At 65.4% G+C, this 15682-nt stretch carries 17 protein-coding genes and 1 tRNA gene; 7 read left to right on the top strand and 11 right to left on the bottom strand.

The window, feature by feature from the left end; translation table 11 throughout:
• Nucleotides 1-18 precede the first annotated feature (18 nt).
• The 6 genes from AB4Z51_RS24680 to AB4Z51_RS24655 all read right to left on the bottom strand — a co-directional run bounded on the left by AB4Z51_RS24680 (nucleotide 19) and on the right by AB4Z51_RS24655 (nucleotide 7321).
• A complete protein-coding gene (locus AB4Z51_RS24680) occupies nucleotides 19-987 on the bottom strand; it encodes an ABC transporter ATP-binding protein (protein WP_071909320.1) in 969 nt (322 codons plus the stop codon).
• Nucleotides 984-1979, bottom strand: coding sequence for an ABC transporter ATP-binding protein (locus AB4Z51_RS24675; RefSeq protein WP_014491616.1), 996 nt, complete (start codon nucleotides 1977-1979; stop codon nucleotides 984-986). The genes AB4Z51_RS24680 and AB4Z51_RS24675 overlap by 4 nt, the downstream gene beginning before the upstream one ends.
• Entirely contained in the window at nucleotides 1979-2896 is a 918-nt protein-coding gene (locus AB4Z51_RS24670) for an ABC transporter permease (RefSeq protein WP_441498187.1), read from the bottom strand. Before AB4Z51_RS24670 ends, AB4Z51_RS24675 begins: the two co-directional genes overlap by 1 nt.
• Complete coding sequence (locus AB4Z51_RS24665) at nucleotides 2862-3821, bottom strand: ABC transporter permease (protein ID WP_063985816.1); 960 nt, start codon at nucleotides 3819-3821, stop codon at nucleotides 2862-2864. The genes AB4Z51_RS24670 and AB4Z51_RS24665 overlap by 35 nt, the downstream gene beginning before the upstream one ends.
• 29 nt (nucleotides 3822-3850) lie before the next feature.
• Nucleotides 3851-5641, bottom strand: a complete 1791-nt coding sequence (locus tag AB4Z51_RS24660) for a peptide ABC transporter substrate-binding protein (protein ID WP_085401912.1) — start codon at nucleotides 5639-5641, stop codon at nucleotides 3851-3853.
• Between the two features lie 261 nt (nucleotides 5642-5902).
• The gene (locus tag AB4Z51_RS24655; RefSeq protein WP_085401958.1) at nucleotides 5903-7321 is read right to left on the bottom strand and encodes a M20 family metallopeptidase; all 1419 of its coding nucleotides are present in this window, start codon (nucleotides 7319-7321) and stop codon (nucleotides 5903-5905) included.
• 284 nt (nucleotides 7322-7605) lie between these two features.
• Between AB4Z51_RS24655 and AB4Z51_RS24650 the strand changes: the two genes are divergently transcribed.
• The 3 genes from AB4Z51_RS24650 (at nucleotide 7606) to AB4Z51_RS24640 (ending at nucleotide 9972) form a co-directional block, all read left to right on the top strand.
• The gene (locus tag AB4Z51_RS24650; RefSeq protein WP_085401911.1) at nucleotides 7606-8577 is read left to right on the top strand and encodes a S1C family serine protease; all 972 of its coding nucleotides are present in this window, start codon (nucleotides 7606-7608) and stop codon (nucleotides 8575-8577) included.
• Between the two features lie 35 nt (nucleotides 8578-8612).
• Nucleotides 8613-9683 carry a phospholipase gene (locus tag AB4Z51_RS24645; RefSeq protein ID WP_441498186.1) on the top strand — a complete coding sequence of 357 codons (1071 nt, stop codon included), beginning with the start codon at nucleotides 8613-8615 and terminating at the stop codon, nucleotides 9681-9683.
• An 82-nt stretch (nucleotides 9684-9765) separates the two neighbouring features.
• Entirely contained in the window at nucleotides 9766-9972 is a 207-nt protein-coding gene (locus AB4Z51_RS24640; RefSeq protein WP_085401909.1) for a hypothetical protein, read from the top strand.
• Between the two features lie 78 nt (nucleotides 9973-10050).
• Here AB4Z51_RS24640 and AB4Z51_RS24635 read toward each other — a convergent pair whose 3' ends face one another.
• From AB4Z51_RS24635 to AB4Z51_RS24625, 3 genes are all read right to left on the bottom strand, one after another.
• Nucleotides 10051-10710, bottom strand: coding sequence for a DsbA family protein (locus AB4Z51_RS24635; protein WP_028147336.1), 660 nt, complete (start codon nucleotides 10708-10710; stop codon nucleotides 10051-10053).
• A gap of 98 nt (nucleotides 10711-10808) precedes the next feature.
• Nucleotides 10809-11285, bottom strand: a complete 477-nt coding sequence (locus tag AB4Z51_RS24630; protein ID WP_085401908.1) for a PaaI family thioesterase — start codon at nucleotides 11283-11285, stop codon at nucleotides 10809-10811.
• A gap of 3 nt (nucleotides 11286-11288) precedes the next feature.
• Nucleotides 11289-11714: an acyl-CoA thioesterase gene (locus AB4Z51_RS24625; RefSeq protein ID WP_014491606.1), complete on the bottom strand. Its 426-nt coding sequence runs from the start codon at nucleotides 11712-11714 to the stop codon at nucleotides 11289-11291.
• Between the two features lie 111 nt (nucleotides 11715-11825).
• On the opposite strand from AB4Z51_RS24625, the gene AB4Z51_RS24620 reads away from it, so the two are divergent.
• Nucleotides 11826-12374 carry a TetR/AcrR family transcriptional regulator gene (locus tag AB4Z51_RS24620; protein WP_085401907.1) on the top strand — a complete coding sequence of 183 codons (549 nt, stop codon included), beginning with the start codon at nucleotides 11826-11828 and terminating at the stop codon, nucleotides 12372-12374.
• Between the two features lie 40 nt (nucleotides 12375-12414).
• Here the strand turns inward: AB4Z51_RS24620 and AB4Z51_RS24615 are convergent, their stop codons facing one another.
• Nucleotides 12415-12906 carry a hypothetical protein gene (locus AB4Z51_RS24615; RefSeq protein ID WP_063985822.1) on the bottom strand — a complete coding sequence of 164 codons (492 nt, stop codon included), beginning with the start codon at nucleotides 12904-12906 and terminating at the stop codon, nucleotides 12415-12417.
• 199 nt (nucleotides 12907-13105) lie between these two features.
• On the opposite strand from AB4Z51_RS24615, the gene AB4Z51_RS24610 reads away from it, so the two are divergent.
• Both AB4Z51_RS24610 and AB4Z51_RS24605 read left to right on the top strand, forming a co-directional pair.
• The gene (locus tag AB4Z51_RS24610; RefSeq protein ID WP_085401906.1) at nucleotides 13106-13393 is read left to right on the top strand and encodes a PsiF family protein; all 288 of its coding nucleotides are present in this window, start codon (nucleotides 13106-13108) and stop codon (nucleotides 13391-13393) included.
• Between the two features lie 101 nt (nucleotides 13394-13494).
• Entirely contained in the window at nucleotides 13495-14580 is a 1086-nt protein-coding gene (locus tag AB4Z51_RS24605) for an AbrB family transcriptional regulator (protein WP_085401905.1), read from the top strand.
• Nucleotides 14581-14749: 169 nt separating this feature from the next.
• Here AB4Z51_RS24605 and AB4Z51_RS24600 read toward each other — a convergent pair whose 3' ends face one another.
• A complete protein-coding gene (locus tag AB4Z51_RS24600; RefSeq protein WP_085401904.1) occupies nucleotides 14750-15289 on the bottom strand; it encodes a disulfide bond formation protein B in 540 nt (179 codons plus the stop codon).
• Nucleotides 15290-15447: 158 nt separating this feature from the next.
• On the opposite strand from AB4Z51_RS24600, the gene AB4Z51_RS24595 reads away from it, so the two are divergent.
• Nucleotides 15448-15532 (top strand) — tRNA-Leu (locus AB4Z51_RS24595).
• Nucleotides 15533-15682: the final 150 nt, after the last annotated feature.

The following is a 15682-nucleotide window of genomic DNA, read 5'->3' as shown; positions in this document are numbered from 1 at the left end:
GCACCGCCTCGCGCGACGTCAGGCGAGGTGGCACGCCACGAAGTGCCCGCCCGCCCCTTCCTTCAGCTCGGGTGCGCTTTCCGCGCAGCGCGGCTGGGCGATCGGGCAGCGGGTGTGGAAGTGGCAGCCGGATGGCGGCTTCATCGGGCTCGGCACGTCGCCCTTGAGGCGAATGCGTTCACGCTTCAGCTTGGGATCGGGCACCGGCACCGCCGACAACAGCGCCCTGGTGTAGGGATGCTGCGGATTGCGGTAGAGATCGCTCGCTTTCGCCAGCTCGACGATCCGGCCGAGATACATCACGGCGACGCGGTCGGAGATGTGCTCGACCACCGACAGGTCGTGCGCGACGAACAGATAGGTGAGGTTCAGCTCCGCCTGGAGATCCTCCAGCAGATTGATCACCTGCGCCTGGATCGACACGTCGAGCGCGGACACCGGCTCGTCGCAGACGATCAGCTTCGGCTCGACCGCGAGCGCCCGCGCGATCACGATGCGCTGGCGTTGGCCGCCCGAGAATTCGTGCGGGTAGCGGCGCATGTGCTCGGCCTTGAGGCCGACCTTCACGAGCAGGCTGGCGACGCGCTCCTCGCGCTCCTTGGCCGACGACCCGAGCTTATGGATGATCAGGGCCTCACCGAGGATGGCGCCGACCGTCATGCGCGGATTGAGCGAGGCGAACGGATCCTGGAACACCAGCTGCATGTTCCGCCGCATCGCGCGCAAATCATTGCCGCTGAGCTGGCGCACGTCCTGGCCGTCGAACACGACCTCGCCGTCGGTCGGCTCGATCAGGCGCAGCACGCAGCGGCCGGTGGTGGACTTGCCGCACCCGGATTCGCCGACGAGGCCGAGCGTCTCGCCGCGGTTGACCGAGAACGAGACCCCGTCGACCGCATAGACGCTGCCGACCTGGCGCGACAACAGGCCGCCGTGCACGGGGAAATATTTCTTCAGGCCGCTGACGCGGAGCAAGGGCTCGGTCATGCCGTGCCTCCCAACTGCGTATCTCCCAAATGACAGGCCATGCGGTGGCCGGGCGCGATCTCGCGCAGCAGCGGCTCCTTCTCGGTGCAGACGTTCATGGCAAACTTGCAGCGCGGGGCGAAGCGGCAACCGACCGGCGGATTGATCAGGATCGGGACCGAGCCGCCGATCGCTTCGAGCCTTGTCTTGTGCTCGCTGTCGAGATCGATGCGCGGGATCGAGCGGATCAGGCCCTGTGTATACGGATGACCGGGATTGCCGAAGAGGTCGTCGACGAGCGCTTCCTCCACCACCTTGCCGGCATACATCACGACGACGCGCTGCGCGGTCTCGGCGACGACGCCCATGGCGTGGGTGATCAGCATCACCGCCATGCCGAAGCGCTCCTTCATATCCTGCAGGAGGTCGAGGATCTGCGCCTGGATGGTGACGTCGAGCGCGGTGGTGGGCTCGTCGGCGATGATCAGCTTCGGCCTGCAGGCAAGCGCCATCGCGATCATCACGCGCTGGCGCATGCCGCCTGAGAACTGATGCGGATAGTTGTGCACGCGGCCTTCGGCGTTGGGGATCTGCACCAGCTTCAGCATCTCGATGGTGCGCTCGAGCGCCTGCTTCTTCGTCACCGCTTCATGGCGGCGCAGGCTCTCGGCGATCTGCTCGCCGATGGTGAGCACCGGATTGAGCGAGGTCATCGGCTCCTGGAAGATGAAGCCGATCTCCTTGGCCCTGATCTCGTCGAGCTGACGGCTCGTCAGCGGCACGAGATCGCGGCCCTCGAAGATGATCTGGCCCGCCGCGATGCGGCCCGGCGGCATGGCGATCAGCTTCAGGATCGACATCGCGGTCACGGTCTTGCCGCAGCCGGATTCGCCGACGACACAGAGCGTCTCGCCCTTGTTGATGGAGATGTCGACACCGTCGACGGCCTGCAGGATGCCGTCGTCGGTCGAGAAGTGGGTTTTCAGCCCTTTGATTTCCAGCAGCGGCGCCATCAGATCACCCGTCGCGCATCGAGCGCGTCACGCAGGCCGTCGCCGATGAAGTTGATGGCGACCACCGCGATGAAGATCGCGCCGCCCGGAAACAGCGCCCAGTGCGGGCCGATGTCGAGGAAATCCTTGGCATCGTACAAGAGCCGGCCCCAGGTCGGCGTATCCGGCGGGAAGCCGAGGCCGAGGAAGGACAGCGTCGATTCCGCGATGATGGCGGCAGCGACGTCGATGGTGCCGGCGATGATCACGGGACCGAGCGCATTGGGCAGGATGTGCCGCACCACCTGGCGCACCGGACTTGCGCCGAGCGCACGGGCGGCCTCGACGAACTCCTTCTCGCGGATCGACAGGAACTGTGCGCGCACCAGCCGCGCGACCGGCATCCAGCGCAAGCCGCCGATCACGAGCACGATCAGGATGAAGATGCCGCCCTCGGGACCGAACATCTGCTTCAGCCCGTCGCGGAAGAGATAGATCAGCAGCAGCAGCAGCGGAAGTTGCGGCAGGGACAGGAAGAGATCGGTGAGCCACATCAGGCCGTGGCCGAGCGCGCCGCGCGACATGCCGGCGAGCGCACCGATCAGGACACCGATAAAGACCGAGACCAGCATCGCGGCAAGGCCGACCGCGAGCGAGATGCGGCCGCCATAGATCATGCGGGCCAGGATGTCTTGCCCGAGATCGTCGGTGCCGAACGGATGGGCAAGCGACGGCCCCTGCATGCCCGCCACGATATCGATGTCGTCGATCTTGACCCGCCAGACGAAGGGGCCGGCCACCACCGCCAGGATCAGAATGAGGAGCAGAAACGCACTGACCACGGCGAGCWTGTGGCGGCTGTAGCGCCGCCACATCTCGCGCCAGGGCGAGTAGACGCGCCGCTCAGCGGAGGGAGATGCGAGGGTCAAGCCAGCCATAAAGGACGTCCGCGATGAGATTGAACAGCACGACGAGGCACGCGAAGACGAAGGTAACGGCCATCACCACCGGCGTGTCGTTGGAAAGGATGGAGGAGATCAGCAGCGAGCCGATGCCGGGGATGCGGAAGATCTGCTCGGTGACGATGGCGCCGCCGAACACGGCCGGCATCTGCAGCGCAATCAGGGTGACGACCGGGATCATCGCGTTTCGCATCACGTGCTTCACGATGACCGTGGCCTGTCCGAGGCCCTTCGCGCGCGCCGTGGTGACGTAGTCGAGCCGGATCACGTCGAGCATCGCCGAGCGAACGAAACGCGTCATCGACGCCGCCTGAAACAGACCGAGCACCGCCACCGGCATGATCGCCTGCCGGATCATCTCCAGCACCCAATGGATGCCGGTGCCCTTGATGTCGGTCGTATAGACGAAAGGCAGCCAGTCCAGCGTAACCGAGAAGATCAGGATGAACAGAATGCCGGTGAAGAAGGTCGGCAGCGAGAAGCCGACGAAGGCGAGCGTATTGGCGATCTGGTCGAACAGCGAATAGGGCTTTGTTGCCGCATAGACACCGACGGGGATCGCGATCAGCAGCGCCAGGATCTGCGCCGAGCCGATCACGTAGAGCGTCGCCGGCAGACGCTGGAGGATCAGCGTGTCGACATTCATCCGGCTGACGAAGGAGAAACCCCAGTCGCCGTGCAGCATCGCGTTGAGCCAGTGCAGGTAACGGAGGTGGATCGGATCGTCGAGGCCGAACTTGGCCCGAAGTGCGGCCTGCACCTCAGGCGGGACGTTCGGGTTCGTCGCCAGTTCCGAGAACGGATCGCCTGGCGCAAGCGCCAGCACGACGAACAGCACAACCGAGATTCCGAGAAGACTCGGAATCGCGATCAGGAGGCGACGCAGGACGTACTGACTCATAGGGAAAGACCCCGTCTAGAGCTGGGGGATCATTCCTCGCGGTACCAATCGTGCAGATTGTCGGTTTCGTTGGCCCAGCCGCTGATGATCGGGCGCAGATTGTTGGCTGCCGCTTCCACCTTTAGGCGATGCTGCGCCGGGATGAACACGGTGTCCTGGAACATGAGGTCGTTGGCCTTGATATAGTGCGCCGCGCGCTTGACCGGATCCATTTCGCCTTCGGCTGCTTCGATCGCTGCGTCATAGTCCTTGTTGACCCAGCGCGGGAAGTTCGTGCCCTGCCACTTGTTCTCCTTCGTGGCGACGTTGGTCGACAGATAGCGGCGCATATGCTGAGACGGATCCGGCTGGCTCAGCGGGATCTGGAACATCTGGAGATCGGCGTAGAAATGCGCGTAGGTGTCGGGGTTGGCGACATCGGAGGAGAAGAACACGGACGCCACCACCGACTTCAGCTCGACGTCGATGCCGGCCTTCTGACAGGCCTGCTTGACGATCGCCTGGGTCTTCTGACGCGGTCCGTTGATCGAGGTCTGGTACAGAAGCTTCAGCTTCTTGCCGTCCTTCTCGCGGATGCCATCCGCGCCGGGCTTCCAGCCGGCGTCGTCGAGCAGCTTCGAGGCCTTCTCGATGCTGAATTCCCAGGTCGTGTTCTTGGAGACGAACTTCTCGGGACCGTTGAGGAAGTTGGCGGTGGTGCGGCCGGCGCGGCCGTAGATCGCCTTCTTGATGGACTCGCGGTCGACCAGCATCGACAGCGCCTTGCGTACCGCCGGATCGGAGAACAGCGGATGCTTGGTCTTCATCGAGGAGCGCTCGCCATCGACCTCGGTGTTCGGATCGGTGAAGTTGAGCGCGATGAATTCGGTGTCGCCGCCCACGGCATAAACGGTCTTGCCCTTGCCGCCCTTTTCGAGGCGCAGCAGCACGTCGTCCTCGACCTGGATGTTCCATCCGAAATCATATTCGCCGGTCTGGATCACCGCGCGCGCCGCAGAGACGGCGTCGCCGCCGCCCTTCATCTCGACCGTGTCGAAATAAGGCCGGTTCGGCATGTGGTAATCGGGATTGAGCTGGCCGCGGACGAGATCGCCCGGCTTGAACTCGACGAACTTGTAGGGGCCAGTGCCGACCGGCGAGAGGTTGGTGGGCGCTTCCCGCGATTTGGACCCCTTGTAGTCGGCGAACAAATGTTTGGGGATGATGGTGTTGGGAGCCCCGACAAAGGCGTCGGCCCAGAACGGCGTCGGCTTGTTAAAGAGGATGCGAACCGTGAGGTCATCCACCTTCTCGACCGTGATGTCGCGGAGCGTCGCGATGGTCAGGGCGGAGGTCGCCGGATCCCTGGCATATTCCCAGTTGAACACGACGTCATCGGCGGTGAACGGCTTGCCGTCATGCCATTTGACGCCTGGTTTGAGCTTCCAGGTCACCGACTTGCCGTCGGCGGCGAGGCCGCCGTTCTCGATCGAGGGAATTTCGGCCGCCAGAACCAGCTTCATGTTGCCGTCGGGATCCCAGCAGGCGAGGGGCTCGTAGAACAGGCGCGCGCCGTCCTGGTCCTTGGTGCCGGTGGCGAAATGCGGATTGAGCAGGGTCGGCCCCTGCCACCACAGCAGCTTCAGCGCACCGCCGCCGCCGCGCTTGGTCGGCTTGTAGGTCTGGGCACCTTCCGCCATGGCGACGCCGCCGAGCGCGAGGATCTGGTTGGCGAGGGGGGCGGTGAGGCCGACCGCGGCCATACGCATGATGAAGGCACGGCGGTCCATCCGGCCGTCCTTCACGTCACCGATCATCGAACGCAGTTCTTTATCCAGCATGGTTGTCCCCCGTCTGGTTCCCGTATGGATGCAGGCAGCCGCACCGCGGCCGCCGGGTTTTTGCTGGCGGTAGATGGCACACCGAATAGGCCGCGCGTCAACTGCGACCATGTGTATGCAAACGGTGTTCTGGCTGTCTGTTGGGCAAAACTCTGTTCCGCAGCCCAAGCGTTCGGCAATCCGGCGCTAAATCGCGCCGGAATCCACGTTGCACTGCGGAAAATTTGTTCGCGGCATCAGACGAAGTATCGAGGCGAAATTCTACGCCACGGACATGGTCAGCGGCGGCGCGACGTGGTCCGGCAGCGGGCAGACATAAGGTGTCTTGGCGGTCCGCTTCTGCAAGTCCGCTTTCGCGGCCTTGATCAGCTCCGGATCGGTCAACGCCTTGATGCCGATCCCGGCCATCGCCTTGGCCGCCTGCACCATGGCCTTATGAGCGTGTCCGCTCTTGCCCTGCGCCACCACCTGCCAGGTGTGGAACGGCGTGCCGATTGCAACCGTCGGTGCGTGAACCTGCACGGTCGGCACCACCCAGCTCACGTCGCCGACGTCGGTCGAGCCGACCAGCGGGTTGCGCTTGGCATCGAGCGGCACCAGGAAGTCGGCCAGCGGCCGATCGGTCGGCTCCATGCCGATCGCGTAATAGACCGACGCGATGTCCTTGTCGCTGAGCGTCGCGCGGATCTGGCTGGCAAACCCCTTGTCGGCGTCGTCGAAATGCGGCGGCCCCAGCTCTTCCATCACCCGGTGCAAGGCCTGCTCCAGCGGCGTATTCGGCAGGATGTTGGAGACCGCGGAGATGATCTTCATCTCGACCTTGGTCTCGGTCATCAACGCTGCGCCTTCTGCGATCTTGCTGACGCGTCCGACCAGCTCGTTCATGCCGGGCAGATCGCGGGCGCGGATCGAATAGCGCACGCGCGCATGTGCCTGCACCACGTTGGGAGCGATGCCGCCGGTGTCGAGCACGGCGTAATGCACGCGGGCGTCGCTCGGCATATGCTCGCGCATGTAGTTCACGCCGACATTCATCAGCTCCACCGCGTCGAGCGCGGAGCGGCCGAGATGCGGCGAGGCCGCCGCGTGCGACGTACGACCGGTGAAGATGAAATCCGCACGCGTGTTGGCGAGCGACGGCGTTACCGCGACTTCCCAGAAGCTATGCGGATGCCAGGTGATGGCGATGTCGGCGTCTTCAAACACGCCCGAGCGCACCATGAAGGCCTTGGCTGCGCCGCCCTCTTCCGCCGGGCAGCCGTAATAGCGAACGCGGCCGGGCACCTTGTTCTCGGCGAGCCAGTCCTTCATCGCGGTCGCGGCGAGCAGGGCCGCGGAACCAAGCAGGTTGTGGCCGCAACCATGGCCATGGCCGCCGGTCTCGACCGGACGGTGCTCGGCGACGCCGGCCTCCTGGCTAAGGCCCGGCAACGCGTCATATTCACCCATGAAGGCAATGACCGGACCGCCCTCACCCCACTCGCCCATCACCGCGGTCGGGATGCCCGCGACGTTCTCGGTGACGCGGAAACCCTGGTGGCGCAGCTCGGCGAGATGCTCGGCGGCGGACCGCGCCTCGGTGTAGCACACCTCGGGCATGCCCCAGACCCTGTCGCTGAGGTCGATGAAACGCGCCTTGATCGTGTCGACGCCACGCCAGATGTCGCTGCGGTTATCCATGCTTCGGTCCGTGATCTCTTGGTCAAACGAAGCGGCAATGGTTAGCAGCTTCATTGCACCCCGCCTAGCACGTCGCGGGACAGCAGCCATGCGGCCGGTGCTGGATCGCGCGGCCGCTTGCCACCTGTGCGGGCGTCCTGTGCCTGTCGAAGATTTCACGCGGCGATCTCCGGAATAGTTGGGAACGAGGCTTTCAAGACGGCCTCCTCCAGCCTAAATTATGAGTGCTTCGCGCGTCGTTCCGCCGGCCAAGGCGGAGCAATGCTCTCAGCCAGGAGAACTCCATGCCCGCCCTGACCGAATGGAGAGTGCCGCCGGCCAATCAGCCGCGCGCGAGCGACTACGGTTTCGATCTCGACCGCTCGCTCGCGTCCGTCGTCGGCCTGCACGCCATCATCCCGCCCGACGCCTTCAGTGCCGAAACGCTGGGCACCGAACGCGCCGGCAACGGCGTCGTGATCGACAACGGGCTGGTGCTCACCATCGGCTACCTCATTACCGAGGCGGAATCGGTGTGGCTGCATCTCGCCGACGGGCGCGTCGTCGAAGGGCATGCGCTCGGTTTCGATTCCGTCACCGGCTTCGGCCTCGTGCAGGCGCTCGGTCAGCTCGACGTCGAACCCTTGCCGCTCGGCAACTCGGCGAAAACAAGGGTCGGCGACCGCGTCGTGGTCGGCGGCGCCGGCGGGCGCACCCGATCGGTCGCGAGCCAGATCGTGGCCAAGCAGGAATTCGCCGGCTATTGGGAATATCTGCTGGACGAGGCCGTGTTCACCTATCCCGCACATCCGAACTGGGGCGGCACGGCGCTGCTCAACGAGCGCGGGGAGCTGATCGGCATCGGCTCGCTGCAGCTCGAACGCGAACGCGAAGGCAAGGCCGAGCACGTCAACATGATCGTGCCGATCGACCTGTTGAAGCCGGTGCTCGACGATCTGCGCAAATTCGGCCGCGTCAACAAGCCGTCGCGCCCCTGGCTCGGGCTCTATTCGACCGAAATCGACAACCGCCTGGTGGTGATCGGGATTTCCACCAACGGCCCGGCCGCGCGCGCGGAGCTGAAGACCGGCGATGTCATCCTTGCGGTGGACGGCCAGGAGGTGACGAGCCAGACCGCCTTCTACAAGACGATGTGGGCGCTCGGCGCCGCCGGCGTCGACGTGCCGCTGACCGTGCATCATGAAGGTGTCACCTTCGACGTCACGGTGACGTCGACCGACCGCTTCAAGCTCTTGAAGGCGCCGAAGCTGCACTGACGAGATCGAACCGACATCAGGCAAGGAAAGCGGCGATGAGCGAGGCCGTCGTTGGCGACATCGTGACCGTGCTGCCGCCGCTGCTCAACGCGCTGGAAGCACTCGGCTTCTTCACCCGGAATCTGCATCCGCCGGCCTTTGCCTCGGTGATGAATGCGATCGGCGCGCCCGACGCGGCGCTGCAGGCGGCGCACGCTGCGATCGGCGCCTGGCCCGAGCAGTTCACGGGGCTGCGCGAGCGGCTCGACCGCGCCTGCAACGAGACGCTCGCCGCCTTTGCCGGCATACGCGAGGTCGAGCGCGGCAATGGCGATCTCGTCGCGGTCTTCCGCGCGCTACGCCATCTGCCTCGTGCGCAGGAGGCGCTGTATCCGCTGTCGACCCAGTTTCCGCCGGTGAGCAGCTTCTTCCTCAATGCCGCCAATCGCGAGAATGACGATCTGCTGGCGCGGCTGGAAGCCGGCGCGGGCGAACACACCGGCATCTTCCACGACCACAACGAGCCCGGCAGCCGCGGCGGCTTCTCGGTCTATGTGCCAGAATATTATTCGCCGGAGCGCGCCATGCCGCTGGTGATGGCGCTGCATGGCGGCAGCGGCAACGGCCGCGGTTTTCTCTGGAGCTGGCTGCGCGATGCCCGCAGCCTTGGCGCGATCCTGGTGGCGCCGACCGCGACCGGCCCGACATGGGCGCTGATGGGCGACGATAGCGACACGCCGAACCTCATGCGCATTCTCGATACGGTGCGCAGCCGCTGGACCATCGACGGCTCGCGCCTGCTGCTGACCGGCATGAGTGACGGCGGCACCTTCTGCTACGTCACCGGGCTCGACGGCGCCTCGCCCTTCACGCATCTCGCGCCGGTGTCGGCGACCTTCCATCCGCTGATGGCGGAGATGGCGGACGCCGTGCGCCTGCAGGGGCTGCCGATCTTCATCACCCACGGCAAGCTCGACTGGATGTTTCCGGTACAGACCGCGCGCCAGACGCAGGCGGCCCTCTCCGCCACCGGCGCCGATGTCACCTATCGCGAGATCGACGACCTCAGCCACACCTATCCGCGCGAGATCAACGCAGAGCTGCTGGAGTGGCTGAACCGCGGATGAACGGGTCGTCCTTATCTGCGCCGTACTGCCGCGGAACCATCACTCCGGGCCGACGTTATCGCCCGTCACCGGAGGTTCGCAGATGCAGACGTTTTTCGGAATGATTTTGGGCGCGCTGCTGCTCGGTTGCGGCGTGTACGTCTATGACTCCATGCAGACGTCGTCGGTCGCCAATGGCGAGGTCGCGACGTCCAATCGCACCATCGTGAACTGGGACGTCGCCAAGGCCGATTGGGATGCGCTGCGCGATCGCGCGCACAAGGACTGGGTCCGCATCTCGTCGAAGTAACGACGCCGTATCACGAACAAGGCGCCGTCGCGGGTCCGCGGCGGCGCCTTTGTATTGACGGCGATCGATGCGGTCGCGTCAGTTCATCTTGGCCTTGCGGGCATCGGCGATGACCTGCTCGAACTCGGTCATGCTGAGCACGCCCGGCACGCGATACTTGCCGACGATGAAGGAGGGGGTACCGCTAAAGCCGAAGGCTTCGGCCTGCTCGTTGTTGCGCTTGAGGACGGCGTCGATGTCCTTGGCACGGTCGGTGAGATCGCGCTTCAGGCGGTCCATGTCGACGCCGGCGGCCGCGAGCAGCTCGTTGATGCGCGGCTCTGTCAGGCGCGAGCTGACACCCATCATGGCATCATGCGCCTGATGGTATTTGTCCTGGAATTTTGCCGCGAGCGCGATCCGCGCCGCGGTGACCGAGACCGGCCCGAGGATCGGCCAATCCTTCATCACCAGCCTCACCTTGCCGTCGTCCTGGACCACCTGGCGCAGCTCCGGTTCGAGCTTGCGGCAATAGGGACAATTGTAGTCGGACCATTCGATAATGCTGATGTTGCCGTCGGGATTACCGGCGACGGGAACATCGGGGTCGCGCAACACCTTGGCTTCGGTCAGCACCTCGTCATCGGCGGCGGCCGCGCGCGCAGAGGTGATCCGACCTGCCGCAAGGGCACCAGCCCCGATCAGCGTCAGCGCCGCACGCCGCGTCGCCACGAGGCCCTTGTTCCTGAATCCAGCCATATCTCGTCCCGTTTCGGTCCCATCGCTGCAAATACGGTTCGCGACCGGGACCTGTTACGCGTCATATAGAGCGTTGCGGGCGCGATGTCATCGCCATGCTATGCGCGGATCGCCGCCGGCGCTGGCGAAGCCGCCGCGCGGGGCAGCATCGCCATCAGCGTCCCGGTCATGGTGGCGATCAGCGTGGTGTTACCCTCGTGCTCGGCAAAGGCCCGGGCCTCGCAGAAGGTGAGCGTGCGGCCGGGCTTGACCACCTCGGCCTTGAAGACGAAGCGCGTGCCGCGGGCGGGTGCCAGCAGCGTGGTCTTGAACTCGACGGTCAGGATGTCGGCCTCGCGCGGCATCAGGGTGAAGGCGGCGACGCCGCAGGCATTGTCGAGGCCTGCCGTGATGATGCCGGCATGGACAAAACCGTTCTGCTGCGTGAAGGCCGCCGAATGCAGCATGGCCAGTTCGACCTCGCCCGGCGCGAGGCGGACGATCACGATGCCGAGCGTGCGCATCGCCGGCTGGCCGTCGAACATGGCAATGGTAGCAGCGCGATAGCCCGGATTTTTCGGCTCGAACGCGGCCATGGCTCAGGCCTCGGCCGGCTCGGCAAGATGCTGCAGAGCGACCGCGCGGATCGCATCCGTGAATGGCGCCGACTTCCGCTGGCTGCGGTCCATGTGCACGCCGGTGATGTCGCAGAACGCGGCGATCTCGCCGGTCTCGGCATTGGTCATGTCGTGCCGGAAGCGGATCGACTTGTCGCGGACCTCCAGCAAATGGCTGCGGATCTCGACGATGTCGCCGGCAAGCAGCTCCCGCCTGTAGGTGATGTTCTGCTGCACGGCGGCCATGCCGCGGCCGGAAGAGCGCAGATAGCTCGGCGTCAGCCCGAGGCGGGCGAACAGATTCCAGTTGGCCTCGTCGAACTTGCCGACATACCACATGATGTTCATGTGACCGACATGATCGCACTGCCACGGATAGACCGTGCCGCGATAGGTCGCCTCCTGCATCGCAATTCCTCCTGCTGTTTTTCCACCCTCTGATCATTGATACGGTAGCGTATCAGCGCCTCCTCGCGTTAGCAATACGGCACCGTATCAAGAACCGGTGAGGCTTCCTTCATGAACGACGGCAAGGGCGATGTCTGGGTCGAGGCAGGGTTTACCGAGCTTGCCCGCTCGGGGGTCGAGGGTGTCAGGGTCGAGGTGCTCGCCAAGAATCTCGGCGTCACCAAGGGCGGCTTCTACCGCCGCTTCGCCGACCGTGCCACGCTGCTCGATGCCATGCTGGAACGCTGGCGCGAGGGACGCGCGGCGTCGATCGCGCAGCAGACAAGCCTCGATGGACAAGAGCCCCGCGAGCGGCTGAAGGCGGTGATCCAGCTCTATTCCGAGCGGCTCAATCCGGAGGGTATGGCGATCGAGCTCGCGATCCGGCAATGGGCCCGCTCGGACGAAAACGCCGCCACGGCAGTCGCGAGCGTGGACGCGGCGCGGCTCAAGCACGTCGCCGAGCTCTACCGCGCCACCGGCCTCGAGGCCGAGGCGGCCGAGGCGCAGGCCTTCCTTTTCTATTGCTTCATCTTCGGCCAGAGCTTGCTGTTCGTCGAGCGCGGTCCGCGCAAACGCTCGCAGCTCGTGGCGAAGTCGGCCGAGAAGCTGTTGGGCTAATGGCCGGAGCTTTGCTCCGGCCATCGCATCATGTCGAAGCTCAGGCGGCGCCCTTCAGCTTCTTGTTGCACTCGCTGTAATAGCCGCCGCCCTTCTCGATCCACTTCATGCCGCCATTGCCGTTGGTGGTCTTGTTGGCGTTGTACTGGTCGACGCAGGTGTGGAGGCGCGCCTTGCCGGCGGTCTCCTTGGCGTATTTCGGATCGACGGCGTTCGGATAGATCGCAGGTCCGGCCGGCAGGGTTGGCGCGGCAGCGGGGGCCGCCTCCTTCTTCGCCTGCTTCGGCTCGGCGGGAGCGGCGGGCGCAGCCGGAGCAGCGGCGGCCGGCGCGGCGGCAGGCGTCGCATCCGCTCCGCACTGGGCCTTGCGGAAGTCATTCCACTTCGTTGTGCCAAGCGAGCCGTCCTTCTTGGCGGCCTGGTATTTCGCACTGCACTCCTGCGAGGTCAGCGCCTGCGCCGGCGCGCTCGCGACCAGCGCGGCAAAGCCCGTCAATGCAACCGCACACAGCAATTTTGATTGAATGGTCATCCTTGGTCCTCCTCCTTGGTCTTCCCCGACGGAAGCGAAACGAGGATTGCTATCCTAGCGTGCCGCCCGGCCGCGACAAGGAAGCGATGGCGCCTGCCGCCAAAATATAGTGATCCCCCCGGTTCGGATTATTCATGTCGCGTTCAGCAAGGCGAGCCGACGTTCCCAACCCTCCGCAATCTCGCAAGAGTGYACCACCATGACCTTCACGTCTCGCCTCGCCATCGTCGCCCTGACCTCCCTGCTCGCCACCGGCACCGCCTTCGCGCAGACCGCCGCGCCGGCTGCCAAGACCGACGCCAAGACCACAACTGCCGCCGCCCCCGCCGACAAGAAGGCGTCGAAGGAGCGCTCGGCGGAGTCGCTCGAATGCTCCAAGCAAGCGGACGCCAAGGCACTGAAGGGCAAGGAGCGCAAAAAATTCCGCCGTGAGTGCATGAAGGAAGCGAAGGCCGGCACCGCCGCCCCCGCCGCCGACAAGAAGTAAATCCGTCACACTACGGCTCGCGAGCATCCGTGAGAGGCGCGCGCATTGCGGCATGACGAGGCTGCAATTGTGCGCCTCTCGTTGATTTGCGATAAGGTGGCGTGAAGCAAATCACCGCCTCCCTGCCGTTCGAATGGCCAAGCCGTGCCAAGATCTTGAGCACGGTGGAGACGCTCGTCATCGGCACCGCCGGCGGCCTCGTGTTTCTGGTCGCCGGACTTCCCGGGGGACTGATCTCGGGCTCGATGATCGCGGTCGGGATCGCCGCGATCGCCGGCCGCCAGCTGGCACTGCCGCCGATCCTGACCCAGACCGTGCTGGTGCTGCTCGGCATTTCACTGGGCTCGGTCGTCTCGCGCCACCTGCTGCAACAGGTCAGCGCCTATCCCCTCACCATCGGCCTGCTTGCGCTCGCGACCTTCTGCTCGACCTTCGGCTCGAGCTATTACCTCCAGCGCATTCATGGCTGGGACCGCACCTCGGCCTTCCTCGCCGGCAGCCCCGGCGCGCTGTCGCAGATCACGATCCTGGCGGTCGAGCGCGGCGCCGACCTGCCCGGCATCGCGGTGGTGCAGACCCTGCGCGTGATCATCCTCACCGCGGCGCTGCCGATGGTGCTCGCGTTCGCGGGCGTGGCGCCCTCCGTCGCGCCGTCGCTGACGACGACGATCGCCTCGCCGCTCGAGCTCGTGGAGCTGGTCGCGGCCTCGCTGGCCGCGGCGCTCCTGCTGCGGCTGATCAAGTTTCCGGCGAGCTGGATGTTCGGCGCGATGATCGCCTCCAGCGTGCTGCATGGCGCAGGCTGGGTCGAGGGCGGCCTGCCGAACTGGGTGCGCGGCGTGGCGCTGATCGGCATCGGCGCGCTGATCGGCAGCCGTTTCGCGCGGATGCGGATCAAGACGCTCGCCGGCCACATCCATGCGGCGCTGGGCTCGTTTGCCGTGGCCATCGCCGTCTCGGCCATCTTCGTCGGCATCGTCGCGCTCACCGCGCAGGTGAAATTATCGGATGTCGTCGTCGCCTTCGCGCCGGGCGCGATGGATGCGATGCTGGCGCTCGCGCTCACGCTGCACATCGACCCGATCTTCGTCGGCGCCCATCATTTGTCGCGCTTCGTGTTCGTGACGATCGCGACCCCGGGCATCGTGCACCTGTTCGGCCGCACGCAGGACGATGTGGATGATTAGCGAAGCGCCGCAGTCGTAGCGGAGCTCCGGTCTCGTAGGATGGGCAAAGGCGCGCTAGCGCCGTGCCCACTATGCTCCCGCAATATCGCTAAAAATGGTGGGCACGCTTCCGCCTTCGCTCTTCGAGCTACGGCGGACAAGTCGCTTTGCCCACCCTACGGCAGCTTACCTAACGCCTCGCCGTCCGCAAAAATCCCCACGCCGCGATCGCGGCCATCAACAGCGAGATCAGCACGTTGTAGCCGGCGAGCGAAAGGCCGAGAAACCGCCACTGCACCTCGTCGCAGCGCACCACCTTCACGGTATCGAGCTTGGACAGAAGGTCGGCGGCATTGCCGAGATTGATGACGGGACCGGAGCAATCGGTCGGGCCCTTCCAGAAACCCCATTCGACGCCGGAGTGGTAGGTGCCGAGGCCGGCATTGGCGAGTGTCGCCAGCGCGAGGATCGCAAGGCCCGCGAGCAGCAGCGGCCGCGGCGCCCCGCTCCGCGCCGCAAGCGCCGTGAGCACACCGACCGGGATCGCGAGATAATAGGCGTAGCGCTGCTCCAGGCACAGCGGACAGGGCAGGATCTCCAGCACGAGCTGGAAGAACCAGGCGCCGGCGATGGTCGCGGCGGCAATCAGCGTGACGAGCACCGAGGCGGTCAGCGCGGGACCGGTCCCAGCCGGCCTGAATGCAGGTATTGCGGCACTCTGGGTCGTCACGGCAGCCTCTTCCGGATGGGTCGCTTTCTTAAGGCTCTAACCCCGGCCCAGGCGGCTGTCGAGAACGGCCGGGATCACTTTGGCGCGGGTTGACCCTGCCCTGTCCATGGCTATAGTCCGCCCGCTTTGCGAGGCCCTTTTCCAGGGGCCGACCGGGAGCCCCTGTGGCGGAATTGGTAGACGCGCTCGACTCAAAATCGAGTTCCGCAAGGAGTGCTGGTTCGATTCCGGCCAGGGGCACCAGCCTTCGCTGCTTCGCAGCTACGGCTGGGCGAGCCGGGCGGAGGTCTATCCATGCGAAGCAGGGAAGGCTGTCCCGCCGAAGCCTTGGCGAAGGCGGACTAGATCAACGAGTCCGGTATTTCCCTCCCCTTCCAATCGTCACATCCTACC

This window comes from Bradyrhizobium sp. 2TAF36, from assembly GCF_052114925.1.
In the GTDB taxonomy this organism is placed as follows: Bacteria; Pseudomonadota; Alphaproteobacteria; order Rhizobiales; family Xanthobacteraceae; genus Bradyrhizobium; species Bradyrhizobium barranii.
Note: the sequence above shows the minus strand (reverse complement) of the source record. Positions and strands in the feature narration are given on the sequence as shown.

Coding starts and splice junctions, on each gene's coding strand:
- AB4Z51_RS24660 (WP_085401912.1), bottom strand. CDS start 5,641: ATGCTGGATAAAGAACTGCGTTCGATGATCGGTGACGTGAAGGACGGC.
- AB4Z51_RS24625 (WP_014491606.1), bottom strand. CDS start 11,714: ATGCAGGAGGCGACCTATCGCGGCACGGTCTATCCGTGGCAGTGCGAT.
- AB4Z51_RS24675 (WP_014491616.1), bottom strand. CDS start 1,979: ATGGCGCCGCTGCTGGAAATCAAAGGGCTGAAAACCCACTTCTCGACC.
- AB4Z51_RS24640 (WP_085401909.1), top strand. CDS start 9,766: ATGCAGACGTTTTTCGGAATGATTTTGGGCGCGCTGCTGCTCGGTTGC.
- AB4Z51_RS24620 (WP_085401907.1), top strand. CDS start 11,826: ATGAACGACGGCAAGGGCGATGTCTGGGTCGAGGCAGGGTTTACCGAG.
- AB4Z51_RS24650 (WP_085401911.1), top strand. CDS start 7,606: ATGCCCGCCCTGACCGAATGGAGAGTGCCGCCGGCCAATCAGCCGCGC.
- AB4Z51_RS24635 (WP_028147336.1), bottom strand. CDS start 10,710: ATGGCTGGATTCAGGAACAAGGGCCTCGTGGCGACGCGGCGTGCGGCG.
- AB4Z51_RS24630 (WP_085401908.1), bottom strand. CDS start 11,285: ATGGCCGCGTTCGAGCCGAAAAATCCGGGCTATCGCGCTGCTACCATT.
- AB4Z51_RS24615 (WP_063985822.1), bottom strand. CDS start 12,906: ATGACCATTCAATCAAAATTGCTGTGTGCGGTTGCATTGACGGGCTTT.
- AB4Z51_RS24680 (WP_071909320.1), bottom strand. CDS start 987: ATGACCGAGCCCTTGCTCCGCGTCAGCGGCCTGAAGAAATATTTCCCC.
- AB4Z51_RS24610 (WP_085401906.1), top strand. CDS start 13,106: ATGACCTTCACGTCTCGCCTCGCCATCGTCGCCCTGACCTCCCTGCTC.
- AB4Z51_RS24665 (WP_063985816.1), bottom strand. CDS start 3,821: ATGAGTCAGTACGTCCTGCGTCGCCTCCTGATCGCGATTCCGAGTCTT.
- AB4Z51_RS24645 (WP_441498186.1), top strand. CDS start 8,613: ATGAGCGAGGCCGTCGTTGGCGACATCGTGACCGTGCTGCCGCCGCTG.
- AB4Z51_RS24655 (WP_085401958.1), bottom strand. CDS start 7,321: ATGGATAACCGCAGCGACATCTGGCGTGGCGTCGACACGATCAAGGCG.